Raw genomic sequence first — 17,558 nt, 5'->3', positions numbered from 1 at the left:
CCTTGATTTTTTGTTGGTCTGAGATAATTGATTTTCTTCCCATAAAAAATAGCTCTCCTTATAGTAAACAGTTTTATTATTTAACTGTCTACCATAAGGGGAGCATATCATTTGTCAGGTTCCTTTTTTAACGATTTTCTCTCTTATATCTGTTAAATGTAATATTTATTCTAATAATACCTAAATATTACTAAATTGTCAATTGCCTTTCTGAATCACCACAGCTGAAGCATTTTTATACAATATAAAAAAGAAGAAGGCACCATCATGTGGTATACCTTCTTCTTTTTTTTAACTAATGTATTTGTTCCACTTTTGCTGTAATTACCCCTCTTTCACCATCCCACTTATACCAAGTTAAAATTTTAGAGCCAACTTTATTACTTGAACTTGGATCTTTAGGATCCCTTTCTAAAGATGAAAGTTCTAATATTTTACCTCCATCAATTTCTTTAATCGGAGAAGGATAAACTGAGTTTATGCTTTTATCTAGAGCCGAAACAAGTTCTCCATCTTTTATTATATAAAGAGATTGTGATCCACTATGTGACCCGATAGCACCGGATACAAATAATCCGTTAATATCACCTTTGGCTTTTGAAATACTCATTTTTATACAATCCTCGGAATCATTTTGCACCCTACTCATTAAACTATATTTACCATTAATGTATTTAAGTAATTTAATACTATTTGGAATATATATTTCTGAAGATAATGAAGAGTTTCTTTCATATACCGCTACTTCAAGCAATCCATCGTTATCTATATCACCTAAGGTATAATAATTAGATGGATCTTCTTGGTTTGTATATGTTTTATCAACTAATGATTCTGCATATTTACCAAGAACATTAATATACTCAGTGTTATTTACCATATCAATGTCATATTTACTACATGTAGCATAAGTTTCTGCAGCTTCTTTATATTTATGGTCAGCACTCAAAGTAGTTGCAGTTGCATATGCAATTTTATTAGACATAACACTCTTCAAATTTTTAGCATCAGCACTTTTACTATCGATCTTTATAATTTTCTTTATATACTTGCTAGCCTCCTCATATTTCTTGCCACTTATAGCCTTATTTGCTAATGTTACATTTAATTTTATAAATTGTTTTTTACATAACTCTATATTGTTTTGTGCACTAGCATAAAATTCAACATTTGTTTTTGTTACCTTCTTAAATTTTTCTATGCTGGTCAAGTAATCTTTATCATCCATTAATTTTATGGCAAATTGATAGTTTGCCTTTTCTATTAATGCTTTACTGTCTTTATACTCAGGTATTTGCTGTAACCGCAATAACGCTTCATCATATTTGCCACTGTCTAATAATTTTATTGCACTTCCATATTGTTGTTTTTTTATTACCGCTGGTTTTATATATCTAATAGATATAAATATAATAAAAACTAATAATATTGATACCAAAGCAATTTTAGCTATTCGTGTCTTTTTAACTTCTTGTTTTTGTTTTATAGCTTCTTCAACCTTAATTTTTTCTTGATAGATTTGATAATCATTGTAGGACTTTTCTAAATACTCTTTGCTTATAATATTAAACTGACCTACTTTATCTCGTCCACATCTGCAGCAATTTAAAGCAGAAATATTATTTAATCTTCCACAGCAACATATCCATCCTACTTCTTCTATACCTTTTGGAATAAACTCTATACTGTAAGGATTCTCTTCTACTTTAATTCTATCTAGTTCTCCAATTAACACATTTCCTAAAACATCTATTTTTGTTCTTTCAGGTATTTCATTAACATTATCATCTATATTAATTTTCTGAATATCTCCATTTTTATAAACTACCTTTTCAACATTTATGTTAACCTTTCTTACATCTTTATTGGTAAGAGGTACAGCAACATTATCGCCAAAAGTACTATTGGGGTTTATGTCCAAGTCCTGGTAATAATACTTAACGATATTATTATCTTCATTCATTGGGTATCCAGCATCATCAAAACATTCAACTGAAATATAAACTGATGAGATATTTTCATTTGATATATTACATATTTTTAACTGAAGAACAACATTGTCGCAAACAGCATCATAAAATAAAGAACCATTAATTATTTCTACTGGCCATTCTTTAAACCAGTAATTAAGATCTATATGCCTAATATTAGTATATTCCTTTTCAACCATTATCATATCCCCCTAATTCATTACAGTGCTTACAGAGTTCCATTAATAATATAATTATATGCATCCCCTCCAACATAAGAACTTTTGTTTAAAGAGGATAATATTTCACTAAAGTAATATTGAAGCTCCTCAGAAGATGATTTAACTATTTCTTTTTAAGATTTACAATATCTTTAAATTTCAATCCTGAAATAAAATATAGTATTATAGTAGCTATTAGTAATAAACATAAATTACTTGTAAAATTTAACATCATTTTTTTTATTATAGCTGTAATAATCATAGCAATTATTACTATTGAATATATTTTTTTATAGTTCCATTTAAGATCATCTTTCTTATTAATAATTCTCGATAAATATAAAACCATAACAGATGATAATGCAAATGAAATTAGAGTAGCTACACTTGCTCCTATTATTTCATATTTTGGTATTAGTAAAAAATTTAATATTACATTTACAGCAGCTGATACAGTTGATGCTATAAATATATATTTAGTTCCTGTTTCATTGTAAAATAGCCCTGCAACGAAAAAATAATATACTCCATTAAAAACATAACCAAATGCAATATAAGGTATACAATCTACTGCACTATAAAAGTTTTTATGAACCATAAATTTCAATATGTATGGACTCAGAATGGATAACCATAATGCTCCCAGTGAATATAACAAAATAAAAGCGGTTCCAAATCTATAAATTTGATTTTTATCATTTTTGCTGTCTTTCATAATACCAAAAAACCATGGTATAAAAGCACTATTAACAGCAGTAGCAACCATGTTAATTATATTTCCAAATTGATATCCTATATTGTAAATTCCTACTAATGCAGTACCTTTCAAGTTGTTTAGTATTATTCTATCAGCAAGAGTTGATATCCATCCTGCTAATGAATGTGGCACCAGTGGCATAGCATACTTCATGCTTCTCACTATTATCTTTTTATCAATTTTCCATTTTGTAAACTTAGTAAATACTACAAATGCATAGATGAAAGTTATTATAGAGACTATAAATGCACTTAATAATTGTCCTATAACTCCTAATTTTATAACCACAATAAAAACTATATTTAGTAACAATGTTACTAAAAACACTGAAAATTGTTGAAGCGCATATTTTTCGGCTTTATGTTGCATTTGTAATATACTTTGATATATAGGAAATAGCGTTGAAAATCCTACTGTTAATAAGCCCATTGCCATATATGGATAGAAATTTATTCCTTTTATAAATTTATCCAATATTATCTTATGAGTGCCAAATAAAAATATAGTGAGGATTAATGAAATTATTAAAATTGTCGTGATTATTGTTCCTATAAATTTTTTAAATAACGCCTCATCATCTTCGTAGTCATAATAATATTTGGAAATAGCTCCATTTAATCCAAGCAAGTAAAACATTCCAAGAAAACCTGTTATAGATGTAACTATAGAAAATATTCCATAATCAGTAGGCGTTAGATAACTAGTGTATATTGGAAGCAAAAAAAATCCTATAGCTCCCTGTAAAACCTGAACAGTACCATATATCCCTGCATTTTTAATAACCTTTTTTACTGAAATCATAAATTACCTTCCTTTAATATCATATAAATTTCTCTTATTTCTCCATGTGTGGATTCTTTATATATTTGCATTACTTATCTCCTTTAGAATCTTTATCTTAAATAAATAATTTTCTCCATATTTTAATAATCCATTTCCAGAAACTTAGTAACTCATGTATATAATTACAAATACTTATATAATGTTACACAAATTAGTTAAAATGGTCAATCTTTCAATGAAAAATTCACATAATTATTTTTTATTTTTAGTTATTCTCATAATAATGTTATAATACCTAATTGTTTTCAAACTATGACTAATAACAATATGATTGATAAATTTGTTGTTTAACACAGAAAATTTTGGATTAAAAGGTAAATAACATTATAAAAAATGTTGCTATATTATTAATAATATATTAGTATAGCTGTAGACAGGAACTATAAAGGAATCGTTCTATAAATAAAACAAAGCTAGTGTTAACACTATCCAAATTTAAATGGAGGTATAAATATGAAAAAATTATTTAAATGTACTGTTTGTGGATATATAAGTGAGGGTGCTCCAGCAAAATGTCCTAAATGTGGTGTAGATGTAAGTAAATTTGAAGAGTTAAGCAGTGAAGCAGCTGAAAAAATTTATCGTTCAAATAAATCAAATGATATTCATATTGAAATCATAGCGCTCGCTGAAAAAATAGCATTCCTTAGTCAAGAAGGAATAGAAGATAATCTTGATCCTAAATGTGTATCAGCTTTTACACAAGCTAAAAATGAAGCTTGGACTATAAAACAAAGATCAAAAACTGAACTTGCAGGCCATATGAGTTTAGGTAAGTGGTAAGATATAAACTATTTTAAAAGAGGAGAATCTTAATGAACGATTTTTTGAAAATTGTAAGAGAAAGAAGATCAGCTAATAAATTTATTGAAAATGTAGTAATACCTAAAGAGGATTTCAATGATATATTTAGTGAACTTTCATTGGCTCCTTCTGCATTTAATTTACAACACGCTAAATACTATGTTGTAGAAGATAAATCATTAACAGATAAAATTTATGAGGCATCTTTCAAACAATATAAGATAAAAACTGCTTCAGCAACAATATTAGTTACAGGTGATAAAAATGCATATTTATCAGCAGCTCAAATTTATGAAGGTTCAATGATGCTGGGAATGCTTGATAAAACTGAATATCAACTTATGATTGATACTATTAACAATCTTTATGAAGGTTGGGGAGAAAGTTTTCAGCATGATGAAGCTATCAGGAATGCATCTTTATCAGCAATGTTATTCATGTTACTTGCTAAGAATAAAGATTGGGATACATGCCCAATGATATACTTTGACAAAGATAAAATTAGTCAATTGTTAAATATCCCTGAAAATGAAGTGCCAGTTCTTATGATTACAATGGGTAAAACGGACAAAAACAGTATCAAAATAAGAGGTTATAGAAAACCTGTTGGAGAATTTGTTAAGTTTTATTAATAATTCTCAGAATAATAGTATAAAAACAAAAAGAACAGTTAGATAATTTAAAATTTATCTAACTGTTTTTTTGCACTATATTATTTTATACTTTCCAAATTATATTCTAAGGTTTAATTAGTTAAAAGCCTACCTTACAATAACTGAGACTTCATATAGTGTTTTTATTTATTAATAATGATCTCTTTTCCTTCTTTACGCATCTTCGCAAATTCAGCTGCTGCTGTGAAAAGTACATCCGTAGATGAATTAAGTGCCGTTTCGCAAGAGTCTTGTAAAACACCTACGATAAAACCTACACCAACTACCTTCATAGCCATATCATTTGGGATACCAAACAAGCTACATGCTAGAGGAATCAGTAATAGCGAACCACCAGCCACTCCTGAAGCACCGCAAGCACATACTGCTGACAATACACTAAGGATAAGTGCTGTAGGCAGATCTACTTTAATTCCAAGTGTGGTAACTGCTGCAAGTGTTAAAACAGAAATTGTAACTGCTGCACCAGCCATATTAATGGTAGAGCCTAATGGAATAGATACAGAATACGTATCCTTATCTAAACCTAGTTTTTCACATAAACTCATATTTACAGGAATATTTGCAGCTGAGCTACGTGTAAAGAATGCCGTAATACCACTTTCCCTTAAACACATAAGCACAAGTGGGAATGGGTTCTTTCGAATATAAATATAAACAATAATTGGATTGACAACAAGAGCCACAAAAAGCATACACCCAATCAGAACTGCAAGTAAATGTCCATAGCTAGCTAAAACCTTCATTCCAGTTGTAGAAATCGCCTCAAATACAAGGCCCATGATTCCAAGTGGTGCAAAATCTATAACCCATTTAACTATTTGGGTTACTGCATCTGAAAAATTAGTAATCATCGTTTTTGTAGTATCCGGTGCATTTTTTAAAGCAGCGCCAAGAACTAACGCCCAAGACAATATACCAATGTAGTTGGCATTAAAAAGTGCCTTTACTGGGTTATCAACAACGTTCATTAGTAATGCTTTAAGAACCTCTACGACACCTCCAGGTGGTGTCAAACCGCCTTTAGCCATTACAAGTGTAAGTGTTACTGGGAACATAAAGCTTACAACAACCGCTGTAAGTCCAGCCAAAAATGTTCCTAAAAGATAAAGAACGATAATAGATTTCATATTAGTTTGATGGCCACTCTTATGTTTGGATATGGCAGACATGATCAAGAAAAAAACCAATATAGGTGCAATTGATTTCAATGCACCAACAAATAAAGAACCAAAAATAATGACGAATTTTGCTTGCTCCGGAATCGTGAAAGCCAAGAAAATACCAACAAGTAGCCCTATAATTATTCGTAATACTAGGCTTACTTGATTCCACTGTTTAATTAAATTTTTCAAAATAAATTCCCCTCCAATAATTAATAATAACGAAATAGTGCAAGTTTGGTGTATATAATACTTCATTTTAACATTTATAATATATTAATTCAACACAAAGTTAGCTTTTATCGCACTATTCGTAAAATTGTGTATAAAGACGTTGTTAAGTAACCACATATAATGCTATAAATTTTAAACTCTAAATCATTACTTTACTTTTGAAGTTCACAAATGTTAATATTAATTAAACTAGAAACAAAATGGAGGTTATATTGAATATGAAAATTGCTATTGCAAGTGATCATTCTGGATTTGCTTTAAAACAAGAGATAAAAATATTTTTAGAAACAAAAGGATATGAGGTTCAAGATTATGGAACATATAATGAAGAAGCAAGTGATTTATCAGATTTTGTCTATCCTGCATCCTTAGCTGTTGCTAATGGGAAAGCTGATAGAGGAATTTTTATTGACGGAGTTGGGTACGGAAGTGCTTTAATTGCTAACAAAATTTATGGTTTATATGCTGCTGTTTGTCAAGATCCATTTTGTGCAAAATTAGCACGTTTACATTCTAATACAAATGTCCTTTGTATTGGGGCAAAAATAATTGGTTCAGGGATAGCACTTGAAATCGTAAATACATGGTTAACTACAGATTTTCTTGTTGACACTAAAAAATATAAATTACGAGTGGACAAAATAAACGAAATTTCTGAAAAGCATTTGAAAAAGCTCTCCGAAATATAACATAATTAAAATATCTCTATATAAGTAAAGGGTGTCCATTTTATGGGCTCCCTTTATCAATATTGTCTCAGTAAATACTAGTATAGGAGTTATTATTTATCTCTTGTTATAATCAGTTTTCCTTCTGAAAGTCGTATTGTTAGATCCATTGAGGTCATAACATAAACTGGAAGTTTATATTTGCTAATGATATAATAAAGGTAAAAGGCGTGATGTATGAAATATATCAATGATCTTAAGGAGAAATGTTATGCTTAAGGTAATAATTTGTGAAGATAATGCGGTCCATAGGGACAAGCTAAACACTCTTATAGAAAATACTATTTTAAGAGAAGAGTTAAGCTTGGAAGTAGCAGTTTGCACAGCGAGTCCTGAAGAAGTGATAAGCTATGTGCAAAAAAATCAAAACACGAGTATATATTTTTTAGATGTAGATTTGAAAAACAATATAAATGGCATAAGGCTAGGCGAGACGATACGGGAAATGGATTCACTAGGCTTTATCATATTTGTCACAACTCATTTAGAGATGAGCTATTTGGCATTCAAATATAAGGTGGAGGCTATGGATTATGTAATAAAGGATGATGAAGATTTTAAGCATAGGGTTAACAGTTGCATTTTAAAGGCTTATAACACTTATTATAAATCAGAAAATAAAAATGGATACATATCCATAAAAGATGAATCAAGAATAATAAATATAAAGCTTTTTGACATTTTATTTATTGAAACTACAGTAGTAGCTCATAAGATATGTGTTCATGAGGAATATAGGCAATTTGCCTTTTATGGTAATCTAAAAGATATTAATGAAAAGCTTACTCCAAACTTTTACAGGTGTCATAAGTCTTATATTGTTAATAAGGATAAAATAAAAGAAGTGGACAAGAAAAATAATAAAATAATAATGGAAAATGGAGAAGAATGTTATGTTTCCTTTAGATACATGAAGGGGCTTTTAGCATGAGCTTTGAAACTTTTATAATGGTAATTTTAAGTTCTCTGATTATACCTTCCATACTTATTAGCATTTTATGTTGCATTTCTATATATATTTTAAATAAGGAATTAATAAGGAAAGAAGAGATAAAAAAATATTTTTTTATCTCTTTTATAATAGGAATATTCATTAGTACTGGTTCTTATTCAATCATTCTTCCTGCATTTTGTATAATTACTATCTTTCAGCTAAAAAATAATAGAAGTAATATAAAAGCATTGCTAACAATTTATGTGGTTTATTTATTTCATACGCTATACATTTTCGTATATACTTTTTCAGGTAAAAGCTTATATAATATACCACCACCAAGATACAGCTTTTTAGAATTTATTATATTGTTACCAGTGGTTATTTTAAGCTGTTTAATAATAAAGAGCACTGTAAAAAGGAAAAAAGGCTATAAGGAGCATACAGCGGATAAATTAAGATTTAGAATTATATTAATTATTAGCCTACCCTTAACTTTGATGATATTTGGACTGTGGTATATTTTGAGCTATCACATAATAGATAAGGGGAAAGTAGATTTTATTGTAGGTAACTTTATACCAGCAGCATTGCCTTTAGTAGTTATTATTCTTATAACCATAATTGTGTATAACTATGACAAGAGCTTAGAATATAGTGTTAATCTTAAAAGAGAGATTGAGGAAAAAAAAGAAATAATGGAATATTCTAATATGATAGAGGAAATGTACGGAGAAACCAGAAGATTTAAGCACGATTATATGAATATGCTGACCCCCCTTAAAGAATACATAGATAAGGCTGATATAGAAGGATTAAGGGAGTTTTTTTATGATAATATTATTGACATGGACAAGGACATAAATTGGAGTAATAGCAATATTGATAAATTAAAATATATCAAGGTAGACGGCCTTAAAGCCATACTATCTACAAAGCTAATAAAGGCAGCAGGACTTAACATTGATATAAAAGTGGAAATAATTGAAGATATAAATAATATAGCTATGAATATAATGGATTTATGCAGAATCATAGGAATATTGCTAGATAATGCTATTGAAGCTGCACAAAAAAGTGAATATCCTAAGCTTTATGTTTGCTTAGTAAACAAAGATAATTATGTGACCATAGTTATTGAAAATAATTTTTTTGGGCAGAAACCTAAGATTTATAAGATATATGAAGAAGGCTATTCCACAAATGGGAAAAGACGAGGATTGGGTTTATATAGCGTAAAACAGATTTTAGATAAAAAATATCATAATGCATTCTTAAATACAAGCATAGAAGGTAAGATGTTTGTTCAAGAATTGTGGATAAAATATATTTAAAAAGCATCCTATGTGGATGTTTTTTTTGCGCAGGAGAATTTATTCAATTTTCATAAACGTTAATTTTTTAAGCCTTATCGTAAAAATAAGCTTTTTTATGAAGGATTAAATGTCACTTAGGAATAGCTAATCAATATAGTACTAAAAGATTGGTAATATATAATCATCAAGTAGAAATGGAGCTGATTATATATGACGCAAAAACATTTATTAGAAACAGAGGGTTTAACTAAAGAATATAAGGGTAAAAAAGTGGTGAATAATCTAAGCATTACAGTATATGAGGGAGATGTTTATGGATTTCTTGGACCAAATGGGGCGGGGAAAAGTACAACTATAAAGAGTATCATGGGTCTCATAAAGCCTACATCAGGAAAGGTCATTATAAACGGGTATGACGTTCATAGTCAAAGAGAAAAGGCTATTGAAAGGATAGGTGCCATGGTAGAATCACCAAGTTTTTATGGTGGATTATCAGGTTACAAAAATCTTCTTCTTATGGCTAATCTTTATGAACTTCCAAAGGAGAGGGTGAAGGAAGTACTTGAAATGGTGAATATGACTGATGCCGCAAATAAAAAGGTTTCAAAATATTCATTAGGTATGAAACAGAGACTTGGAATTGCAAGAGCTTTTTTAAACAATCCCAATATAGTTATACTAGATGAACCTACCAATGGATTAGATCCCCAGGGCATAAAAGACATAAGAAAATTAATACACGATTTATCCGAAAAGTATGGAGTAACCTTTCTGATATCATCTCATATATTGAGTGAAATTCAAGCCGTATGTAACAGAATAGGAATTATAGAAAACGGTTGTCTAAAGGTTCAAGGTTATGTGGAGGAATTATTAAATACTGACGAGGAAATAATAGAGATTCATACTAGGGAAGAGGAAAAGACTGCAAGGCTTCTCACAGCCATGGACATTTCAATGAAAATCGAAAAATTTGAGAGTGGTATAAGAATTAGGCTTAAAAAGGGTAATTTCCAGAAGATAAATAAGCTACTAGTTTCAAATGAAATAAATATTGAAAATATATACTGCAAGGAAAACTCTTTGGAGGATTACTTTTTAGATCTAATGGAAGGAGATAAAAAATATGCTTAAGATTTTTAAAAATGAGATAATAAAAATGGTTAGTAGTAAAAAGTTTTATTTACTGTGTGCTATATTAATCTTCAGTATAATCCTCATGGGCACAGTAAAAAATCCTAGAATTAATGCAAATAACTTTTTGCTAGCAACCTTAGATGGTATGGTGATGAAACCTATAGTACCAATATTTATGGTGCTGGTTATAGTAGAAGTTTTAACAGATGACTACAGCCTTGGAACTATGAAATTTTCTTTGATGACAACTATAAAGAAACGTGATTTTATAATTGGAAAGCTTTTATTTATAGCTTTATATGCATTGATATTTATGGCTATTAGTTTTATTTTTAGCTATATTGTAGGGACTACTATATTTGGACTGGGTGGAAAAGAAGAGATTATAAAAAATCTTGTTTACAATATTAAATATTATGGTGTTTTAATACTTCCCTTACTATCCTTTTGTGCAATGATGATTTTACTTGCGTTGCTTATTAATAATAGTGGTGCTATGATTGGTTTAGGAATTGGAATTATTGTTATATTAAGTACGCTTATATCCGTACAAGAAAATGTAATTTACTTTATGCCAGGTGGAGGGATGTATGCTGCGTCCTACATTAATAAGAGTGGCCCACACAGTATATTTTTATTCGCAATAGTTGCTGTTATATATATAATAGCATTTTCTTTTATAAGTTCATTTGTTATAAACAAAAAAGATATAGTACAGTAGTAGCTTCAGATTCATTAGGAATTACTTCATACTACATTGGTGATATTATTATACTTTTCAATTAAACTATAAACATAGAAATCCCATGTTCATAGTTTAACTTTTCATTCTCATCCTGAGTATTTTCTATTTTTGATATTGTAAATACTAATTCATCTCAATCAAGGTATTCTGAACTAATTTATACAATGAAGCAGGAGGTTAAAGAACTGCTTAATAAATCCTACGCATTTTTTTACAAATACTTGTTTTACTAAAGCCTTTTCTATATATATAATTACTAATAATAGCTAACAAAAATCCTCCTAAAACATCGAACGGATAATGTTGGCCTACATAAACTCTTGATATACCAACAATAATTGCTAGGATAATTAAAAGTTTCCCTAGTTTTTTTGTTTTATTATTAACTCCTAATGCTATAGTCATTACCCCTATTGCGTGAGTACTTGGAAATGAAGCATTGTTTTTATGCGTATATAATAGGTTTACTGTATACTCACTAAATGGTCTTTGTTCATGCCACATAATCCCGATTATAAATGATAATATAAAGTTTATTGTAATCAATACTATAATTGGAGTCACTATCTCCTTTGCTTTTTTATTTTCACCCACATAACCTATTATTAAATATACTCCTAATAATAGTGCATATAAATAGATAACATACTTTGAAGATACAATCATAACACTATCTAAAAATGCGTTTTTTCTTGCTAAATTGTTTATTAGTCTAAATAAAGTCAAATTCATGTTTTCAATCTCCCATCTTTAGTAAATTATACTATTTTTACCGTAAATTTGCTATATATCGTTCACTTGTTAATTATAACATTCTATATTTAGTATAAATATACTTATCAAATGAAAACTATTATGTTATTATATTACTATAGTGGTTATTATTAAAAACTATTTTATATTTTGTCTAAAGCAATATATTTGATAATATATGTGAATTTATGGTTAAGAACCACCGTTTAAGTATTTGTAAAACATTTTTTTGGAGGTATACAATGGATATTTTTTTAATTATAGGTATTATTACAGGTCTCGGTGCAATTATTACCGGAATGACTTTAAAGGGTGCAAGCATTTCAGTATTAATAAATCCAGAAGCAGCAATTATAATCCTTGTTGGTACTACTGCAGCCGTAATGAATTCTTTTCCTAAGAAAGAGTTTCTTAAAATCCCAAGTCTTTTAGGTGTTCTTTTTAAAGAAAAAAAAAGAGACAACCCTGCTGAAACAATAGAAAAAATTGTTCAAATGTCACAAGTAACAAGAAAAAACGGATTATTATCACTTGAAGAAAGTATTAAAGATATTAATGATAAATTCATGAAAAAAGGCTTGGAAATGGTAGTAGATGGTGTAGACCCAGAAACCGTAAGGGAGATTTTAGAAATTGAAATTGAAGGTCTTGAAGAAAGACACCGTTTGGGAGCCTCAATTCTTACAACGGCAGGAGCATCTTCTCCTACATTAGGAGTTTTAGGTGCCGTTATAGGTCTAATTGGTGCACTTGGTAATTTAGCTGATACTCAAAAACTTGGCGAGAGTATCGCATCAGCCTTTGTTGCTACTCTTTATGGTATTTTCTTTGGATATGTAATATTCCATCCTTTTGCATCTAGATTAAAAAGAAAGTCTAGTGAAGAAGTAAGTACTATGAATATAGTGCTTGAGGGTATTTTATGTATCCAATTAGGAGAAAATCCAAAAAATATTGAAAATAAATTAGTATGTATGTTAGAGCCTAAGGACCGATTAAAATTCCAACAAATTAGCGCAGAGGAGAATAGTAATGAGAAAGAAAAAGGAACACTCTGAAGAGCATGTTGATGAGTCATGGCTTCTTCCATACTCTGATATGCTCACACTTCTAGTTGCACTTTTCATTGTAATGTTTGCTATGAGTCAAGTTGATAAAGCAAAACTTCAGAAAGTAAGTTCACAATTCAACATAATTTTTTCAGGTGGTAGTGGAATTTTGCAAAGCGATAGTGGCACAATTGCTTCTATTGACCCAAGTTCATCTGCCTCATCAGCTAGTTCTCTTGAGCAGAATACTATGAATTCATTGAAAAATACACTTGATAAAGAAATCAGTAACAATGGTTATTCAGGTCATATTAAAGTTGCTGTAAATAAAGATGGACTGGATATTTCAATAGAAGCTATTGCTCTTTTCGCTTCTGGTGATGCATCAGTATTAAAAAATGTAACTCCTTTGCTTTTAAAGATTTCAGCAATGCTTAAAAATTTGGATAACGATATTAAAATTGCAGGATATACAGATAATAAACCTATAAACAATTCGAAATTTCGTTCAAATTGGGATTTAAGTTCAATTCGAGCTATAAATGTTATGACATATATGGTTAATTCAGGAGGACTTAATCCCAAAAATATTTCTATTCAAGCATATGGTGAGTATAATCCTAAATATGACAATTCTACAGAGGCTAACAGAGCTAAGAACAGAAGAGTAGAAATTTTCGTTGCCCGTAAATATCCTGTAGCTACAAAGTAAGCTGTCCTTCTAGATATCAACACGGGGAATAATATTGCTCCAGCAAACTTGATTCAGGTATAAATTTAAAATATTAAAATGGAGGAAGTACCATGAATAAGGATGAAAAACAGGATCTAATACATAATATGTCACAATTTTATATTGTTCTACAAAGAGAAGTATTGGATCTAATAGCTGAAAGTAATAATTCAGAGCTAAGTCCGCTTCTTTTTAACGCTCTGCATGAGATTTATCTTGATGAATATATCATACCTTCTGTCTTAAGCAAACGATTATCTATCACAATACCTAATACCAGTAGATGCCTGCATAGTCTTACAAAAATGGGATATGTAATAAAAGTAAAGGACAAAGCTGATAAAAGAATAACACATATAGAATTATCTTTAAAAGGAATAGATTTGGTGCAAAGCTCCTTTAATCATATGGATGAATCAATGCTCAAAAAAGTAGAAGTTCTTAATTCGGGTGAATTAGCAAAGATTTCAGAGTCTTTTTTAATCTTAATGTCTTTGTTTAAAAATAGAATTAAAGAATGATGTGTAAACAGAAAATAAGCCATATTTCTGAATAGAGAAGAATTAATTAGCCAGATAGTTGGAGTAGCCTTTACAATTGCATCATTAATATTAGGTATAGATAACATAAAATCAATAAATAAAAAGATACTTGCTACTGTAATGACTATTACCATCCTATCTGGTTTATTAATGTTTACTGTATTGTCATATGCATATCCCCAGTTTTTATAAGTCCTGATTTTTTCATTGCAAGATAAATAGGCATTATTATAGCTGAAGGCAAAATTATACCAGTAAATATATAAATTAAAATTCCTTTTATCCCTCTTGTTGCTAAAATATTAAGTGGTGCAATTAATGAATTAAGTCCAAGCCCTGCAAGTTCATATGTAGTAGTAAATTTAAATAAAACTGTTGCTATAGGTGCACATATAATTGCTGCAATAAATGGAGGTATTAAAAGTCTCGGATTTTTTATAACATTAGGAAATTGTATTTTTGGCGTTACTAGTCCTTGTGCTATATTGGCTCCAGAATCATTTTCCTTAAAAGACATTATTGTAAATCCCACAAACTGGATGGTGCATCCTATAAGTGCTGCTCCACTTGATACCGGATCAAGTTTAAGTGCAATTGCAATTGCAACAGAAGATGCAGGTGTCATTAATAAAATACTCCAACTAAGAGAAACTAATGCTGATCCAATTAATGGAGATATGTTTATTGTATATGCTATTTGAGTGCTAAGCCAATTAAGTGCTGGTGTTACTACAGCTGCAAGACCAAGGCCTGCAACACCTCCAACTACAACTGCGCAAAATGGTATCGCCATCATATCAAGTTTTGTTTTTCCGGCTACTTTTTTCCCTACATATACAGCTATAATGGCTGCTATTACTGCACTGATGGGTTGTCCAGATACAAAAGTAACTCCAAGAGTAGTAAAGTGGACTGCATTAGCTCCAACTGTAGCTGCAATCATAGCACTAAATATAACAAGTGTGTTTCCCTTAAGCTGATAGGCAACTCCAGCTCCGAGGGCAGGTGCAAGCATCGATTTTGCAATCGTTCCTATCCCAATAAATTCTTGCCAATGCATAAATTTTCCTAGGGTTTCACAAAGAAGTCCAATTCCAAGCATAACAAGTACTGCATTTGCAATTCCTGCAGCTACTTTATTAGCCATTTCTCTTACTGATTCTTTATTTTCTACCACCGTTACAGTGATTTGGGAAGTTTCCACTTTAGTCATCTCCTTATAATTTAAAAACTATATTACAAACATCAAAATCACATTCATAAATTGGAACTTACTTATATTGAAATTATTAGTTCTAAAATATAAAATTAGGTAATTATGTTTGTGATTATGAATTATACAGAAACAAAATGATTTTGTAAAGCAATTTAGCAGATAATTGAAATAATATATGCTTTTATAGTCAATTAGTTTTAAATTCTCAATACTTTAAAAAACACAAATAACCAATAACCCTTAATATAATCTGTTATATTAAGGGTTATTGGCTATGCGCTCTTTCCACTTATGGTGCTAATCTTGTTCTATCTCTTGGAAATAATGATGCTTCTCTTACGTTTTCTAATCCTAGCAATTGCGCTGTAATTCTCTCAAGTCCAATTGCAAGCCCTCCGTGCGGTGGCATTCCGTATTTGAAAACAGAAGTGTAATTGTGATAAACCTCTGGTGTTAATCCTTTATATTTAATATTTTCAATTAACATGTTATAGTCGTGAATTCTTTGACCACCTGTTGTAATTTCTACACCTCTAAATAATAAGTCAAAGCTATGTGTTTCAGTTTCACCTAAAGGCATTGTATACATTGGCCTTTTTTTTCTTGGATAATGAGTTAAAAAAATAAAATCACACCCAAATTTCTCTTTTGAATATTTACAAATCAATTTTTCTGCATCAGGATCTAAATCTCCATCTAAATCTGATTTATTATATTCAGTGCTCAATATTTCTAATGCTTCACTAAATTTTATTCTTGGAATTTTTGCATTTAATTTAGGTAAATCTAGATTTAATATTTCTAGATATTTTTCACCCTCTTGAGATATTTTATTTATTATAAATATTATTAAGTTTTCTTCCAAATCCATAATATCTTTTTCATCCTCAATAAATCCCATCTCACAGTCCATGCTAATATACTCATTAAGATGCCTACTAGTATTATGCTCTTCTGCCCTATATACATGAGCAACCTCAAAAACTCTTTCAAATCCTGCACCTACCATCATCTGTTTATAAAACTGAGGACTTTGAGCTAGGTATGCTTTATTTTCAAAATATTTCAATTCAAATACTTCAGTCCCCCCCTCGGCACCTTCAGCTACAATTTTAGGTGTAAAAATCTCTGTAAAACCTTCCTTAGATAAGAACTCTCTAAACCCTTGTACAATCAGGTTTTGTATTTTAAATATTGAATTAATTTTTTCATGGCGTAGGCTCAAAACTCTATTATCTAACATGGTATCTAAGTTAATGTCTAAGGTAGCTTTATTTATTTCTATTGGTAATTCTTCTGTTACACTATTAATTATTTCAAATTCTTCAATTACTATCTCATAAGGATTTAATGTATTTTTATCTTCTTTTACTTCTCCAACGATTGATATTACTGATTCTAACTTTATTGTACTCATATCTATAGCCTTATTCTCTGCAATGCATTGTACAAAACCAGTCCTATCCCTCATTATAATGAATGTTATAGTTTTTAATTTTCTTACTCGATAAACCCAACCTTTAATTTGTATTTTTCCACCTATTAAATTATCCATTTCATTTATCATAACTCTTTTCATATACAACCTCTCCTTTAAAATTTATATTAAAAAGTCCCTTGAGTAATAAACTCAAGGGACGAAATTCGTGGTGCCACCCTAATTAACCTACTTTAATAAAATTTGCAAAATAGTAATGAACCCTTCAGAATGGTCCCTATTCTGAATAAAAAAATAAAAG

General features: G+C 29.7%; 16 protein-coding genes. 10 read left to right on the top strand and 6 right to left on the bottom strand.

What is annotated here, in order from left to right; all coding sequences use genetic code 11:
* Positions 1–295: 295 nt before the first annotated feature.
* Positions 296–2,170, bottom strand: a complete 1,875-nt coding sequence (locus tag KPL44_RS21470; protein WP_216254633.1) for a hypothetical protein — start codon at positions 2,168–2,170, stop codon at positions 296–298.
* A gap of 145 nt (positions 2,171–2,315) precedes the next feature.
* Complete coding sequence (locus tag KPL44_RS21465) at positions 2,316–3,749, bottom strand: oligosaccharide flippase family protein (RefSeq protein WP_216254630.1); 1,434 nt, start codon at positions 3,747–3,749, stop codon at positions 2,316–2,318.
* A 495-nt stretch (positions 3,750–4,244) separates the two neighbouring features.
* On the opposite strand from KPL44_RS21465, the gene KPL44_RS21460 reads away from it, so the two are divergent.
* Both KPL44_RS21460 and KPL44_RS21455 read left to right on the top strand, forming a co-directional pair.
* On the top strand, positions 4,245–4,574 hold the full coding sequence (locus KPL44_RS21460) for a rubredoxin-like domain-containing protein (protein ID WP_216254628.1): 330 nt from the start codon (positions 4,245–4,247) through the stop codon (positions 4,572–4,574).
* Positions 4,575–4,606: 32 nt separating this feature from the next.
* Positions 4,607–5,227, top strand: a complete 621-nt coding sequence (locus KPL44_RS21455; RefSeq protein ID WP_216254625.1) for a nitroreductase family protein — start codon at positions 4,607–4,609, stop codon at positions 5,225–5,227.
* A 164-nt stretch (positions 5,228–5,391) separates the two neighbouring features.
* Here KPL44_RS21455 and sstT read toward each other — a convergent pair whose 3' ends face one another.
* Positions 5,392–6,624, bottom strand: a complete 1,233-nt coding sequence (gene sstT, locus KPL44_RS21450) for a serine/threonine transporter SstT (protein WP_216254621.1) — start codon at positions 6,622–6,624, stop codon at positions 5,392–5,394.
* Between the two features lie 242 nt (positions 6,625–6,866).
* Here sstT and rpiB point away from each other — a divergent pair, with 242 nt between their 5' ends.
* From rpiB to KPL44_RS21425, 5 genes are all read left to right on the top strand, one after another.
* Positions 6,867–7,355 carry a ribose 5-phosphate isomerase B gene (gene rpiB / locus KPL44_RS21445; protein WP_367302964.1) on the top strand — a complete coding sequence of 163 codons (489 nt, stop codon included), beginning with the start codon at positions 6,867–6,869 and terminating at the stop codon, positions 7,353–7,355.
* Between the two features lie 250 nt (positions 7,356–7,605).
* Positions 7,606–8,325, top strand: coding sequence for a LytR/AlgR family response regulator transcription factor (locus KPL44_RS21440; protein ID WP_216254619.1), 720 nt, complete (start codon positions 7,606–7,608; stop codon positions 8,323–8,325).
* A complete protein-coding gene (locus KPL44_RS21435) occupies positions 8,322–9,662 on the top strand; it encodes a sensor histidine kinase (RefSeq protein WP_216254617.1) in 1,341 nt (446 codons plus the stop codon). Before KPL44_RS21440 ends, KPL44_RS21435 begins: the two co-directional genes overlap by 4 nt.
* A gap of 192 nt (positions 9,663–9,854) precedes the next feature.
* Positions 9,855–10,778, top strand: coding sequence for an ABC transporter ATP-binding protein (locus KPL44_RS21430; RefSeq protein ID WP_216254614.1), 924 nt, complete (start codon positions 9,855–9,857; stop codon positions 10,776–10,778).
* Complete coding sequence (locus KPL44_RS21425) at positions 10,771–11,502, top strand: ABC transporter permease (RefSeq protein WP_216254612.1); 732 nt, start codon at positions 10,771–10,773, stop codon at positions 11,500–11,502. Before KPL44_RS21430 ends, KPL44_RS21425 begins: the two co-directional genes overlap by 8 nt.
* A 213-nt stretch (positions 11,503–11,715) precedes the next feature.
* On the opposite strand, the gene KPL44_RS21420 is transcribed toward KPL44_RS21425, so the two are convergent.
* A complete protein-coding gene (locus KPL44_RS21420) occupies positions 11,716–12,258 on the bottom strand; it encodes an undecaprenyl-diphosphatase (protein WP_216254609.1) in 543 nt (180 codons plus the stop codon).
* Positions 12,259–12,521: 263 nt separating this feature from the next.
* Between KPL44_RS21420 and motA the strand changes: the two genes are divergently transcribed.
* The 3 genes from motA to KPL44_RS21405 all read left to right on the top strand — a co-directional run bounded on the left by motA (position 12,522) and on the right by KPL44_RS21405 (position 14,582).
* A complete protein-coding gene (gene motA, locus KPL44_RS21415; protein WP_216254606.1) occupies positions 12,522–13,337 on the top strand; it encodes a flagellar motor stator protein MotA in 816 nt (271 codons plus the stop codon).
* Positions 13,312–14,040, top strand: coding sequence for a flagellar motor protein MotB (locus KPL44_RS21410; RefSeq protein ID WP_216254603.1), 729 nt, complete (start codon positions 13,312–13,314; stop codon positions 14,038–14,040). Before motA ends, KPL44_RS21410 begins: the two co-directional genes overlap by 26 nt.
* Before the next feature lie 92 nt (positions 14,041–14,132).
* Complete coding sequence (locus tag KPL44_RS21405; RefSeq protein WP_216254600.1) at positions 14,133–14,582, top strand: MarR family winged helix-turn-helix transcriptional regulator; 450 nt, start codon at positions 14,133–14,135, stop codon at positions 14,580–14,582.
* Between the two features lie 175 nt (positions 14,583–14,757).
* Here the strand turns inward: KPL44_RS21405 and KPL44_RS21400 are convergent, their stop codons facing one another.
* Positions 14,758–15,807: a PTS transporter subunit IIC gene (locus KPL44_RS21400; RefSeq protein ID WP_331702710.1), complete on the bottom strand. Its 1,050-nt coding sequence runs from the start codon at positions 15,805–15,807 to the stop codon at positions 14,758–14,760.
* Positions 15,808–16,108: 301 nt separating this feature from the next.
* A complete protein-coding gene (gene aspS, locus KPL44_RS21395; protein WP_216254583.1) occupies positions 16,109–17,398 on the bottom strand; it encodes an aspartate--tRNA(Asn) ligase in 1,290 nt (429 codons plus the stop codon).
* Between the last annotated feature and the right edge of the window lie 160 nt (positions 17,399–17,558).

Origin of the sequence: Clostridium sp. DSM 17811 (genome assembly GCF_018861905.1) — a bacterium.
In the GTDB taxonomy this organism is placed as follows: Bacteria; Bacillota; Clostridia; order Clostridiales; family Clostridiaceae; genus Clostridium_AD; species Clostridium_AD frigoriphilum.
Note: the sequence above shows the minus strand (reverse complement) of the source record. Positions and strands in the feature narration are given on the sequence as shown.

Excerpts from the sequence above, each read along its gene's own strand:
- motA (WP_216254606.1), top strand. The coding sequence starts at position 12,522 with ATGGATATTTTTTTAATTATAGGTATTATTACAGGTCTCGGTGCAATT.
- KPL44_RS21455 (WP_216254625.1), top strand. The coding sequence starts at position 4,607 with ATGAACGATTTTTTGAAAATTGTAAGAGAAAGAAGATCAGCTAATAAA.
- KPL44_RS21465 (WP_216254630.1), bottom strand. The coding sequence starts at position 3,749 with ATGATTTCAGTAAAAAAGGTTATTAAAAATGCAGGGATATATGGTACT.
- KPL44_RS21460 (WP_216254628.1), top strand. The coding sequence starts at position 4,245 with ATGAAAAAATTATTTAAATGTACTGTTTGTGGATATATAAGTGAGGGT.
- rpiB (WP_367302964.1), top strand. The coding sequence starts at position 6,867 with ATGGAGGTTATATTGAATATGAAAATTGCTATTGCAAGTGATCATTCT.
- KPL44_RS21425 (WP_216254612.1), top strand. The coding sequence starts at position 10,771 with ATGCTTAAGATTTTTAAAAATGAGATAATAAAAATGGTTAGTAGTAAA.
- KPL44_RS21420 (WP_216254609.1), bottom strand. The coding sequence starts at position 12,258 with ATGAATTTGACTTTATTTAGACTAATAAACAATTTAGCAAGAAAAAAC.
- KPL44_RS21470 (WP_216254633.1), bottom strand. The coding sequence starts at position 2,170 with ATGGTTGAAAAGGAATATACTAATATTAGGCATATAGATCTTAATTAC.
- KPL44_RS21440 (WP_216254619.1), top strand. The coding sequence starts at position 7,606 with ATGCTTAAGGTAATAATTTGTGAAGATAATGCGGTCCATAGGGACAAG.
- KPL44_RS21405 (WP_216254600.1), top strand. The coding sequence starts at position 14,133 with ATGAATAAGGATGAAAAACAGGATCTAATACATAATATGTCACAATTT.
- KPL44_RS21410 (WP_216254603.1), top strand. The coding sequence starts at position 13,312 with ATGAGAAAGAAAAAGGAACACTCTGAAGAGCATGTTGATGAGTCATGG.
- KPL44_RS21430 (WP_216254614.1), top strand. The coding sequence starts at position 9,855 with ATGACGCAAAAACATTTATTAGAAACAGAGGGTTTAACTAAAGAATAT.
- KPL44_RS21435 (WP_216254617.1), top strand. The coding sequence starts at position 8,322 with ATGAGCTTTGAAACTTTTATAATGGTAATTTTAAGTTCTCTGATTATA.
- aspS (WP_216254583.1), bottom strand. The coding sequence starts at position 17,398 with ATGAAAAGAGTTATGATAAATGAAATGGATAATTTAATAGGTGGAAAA.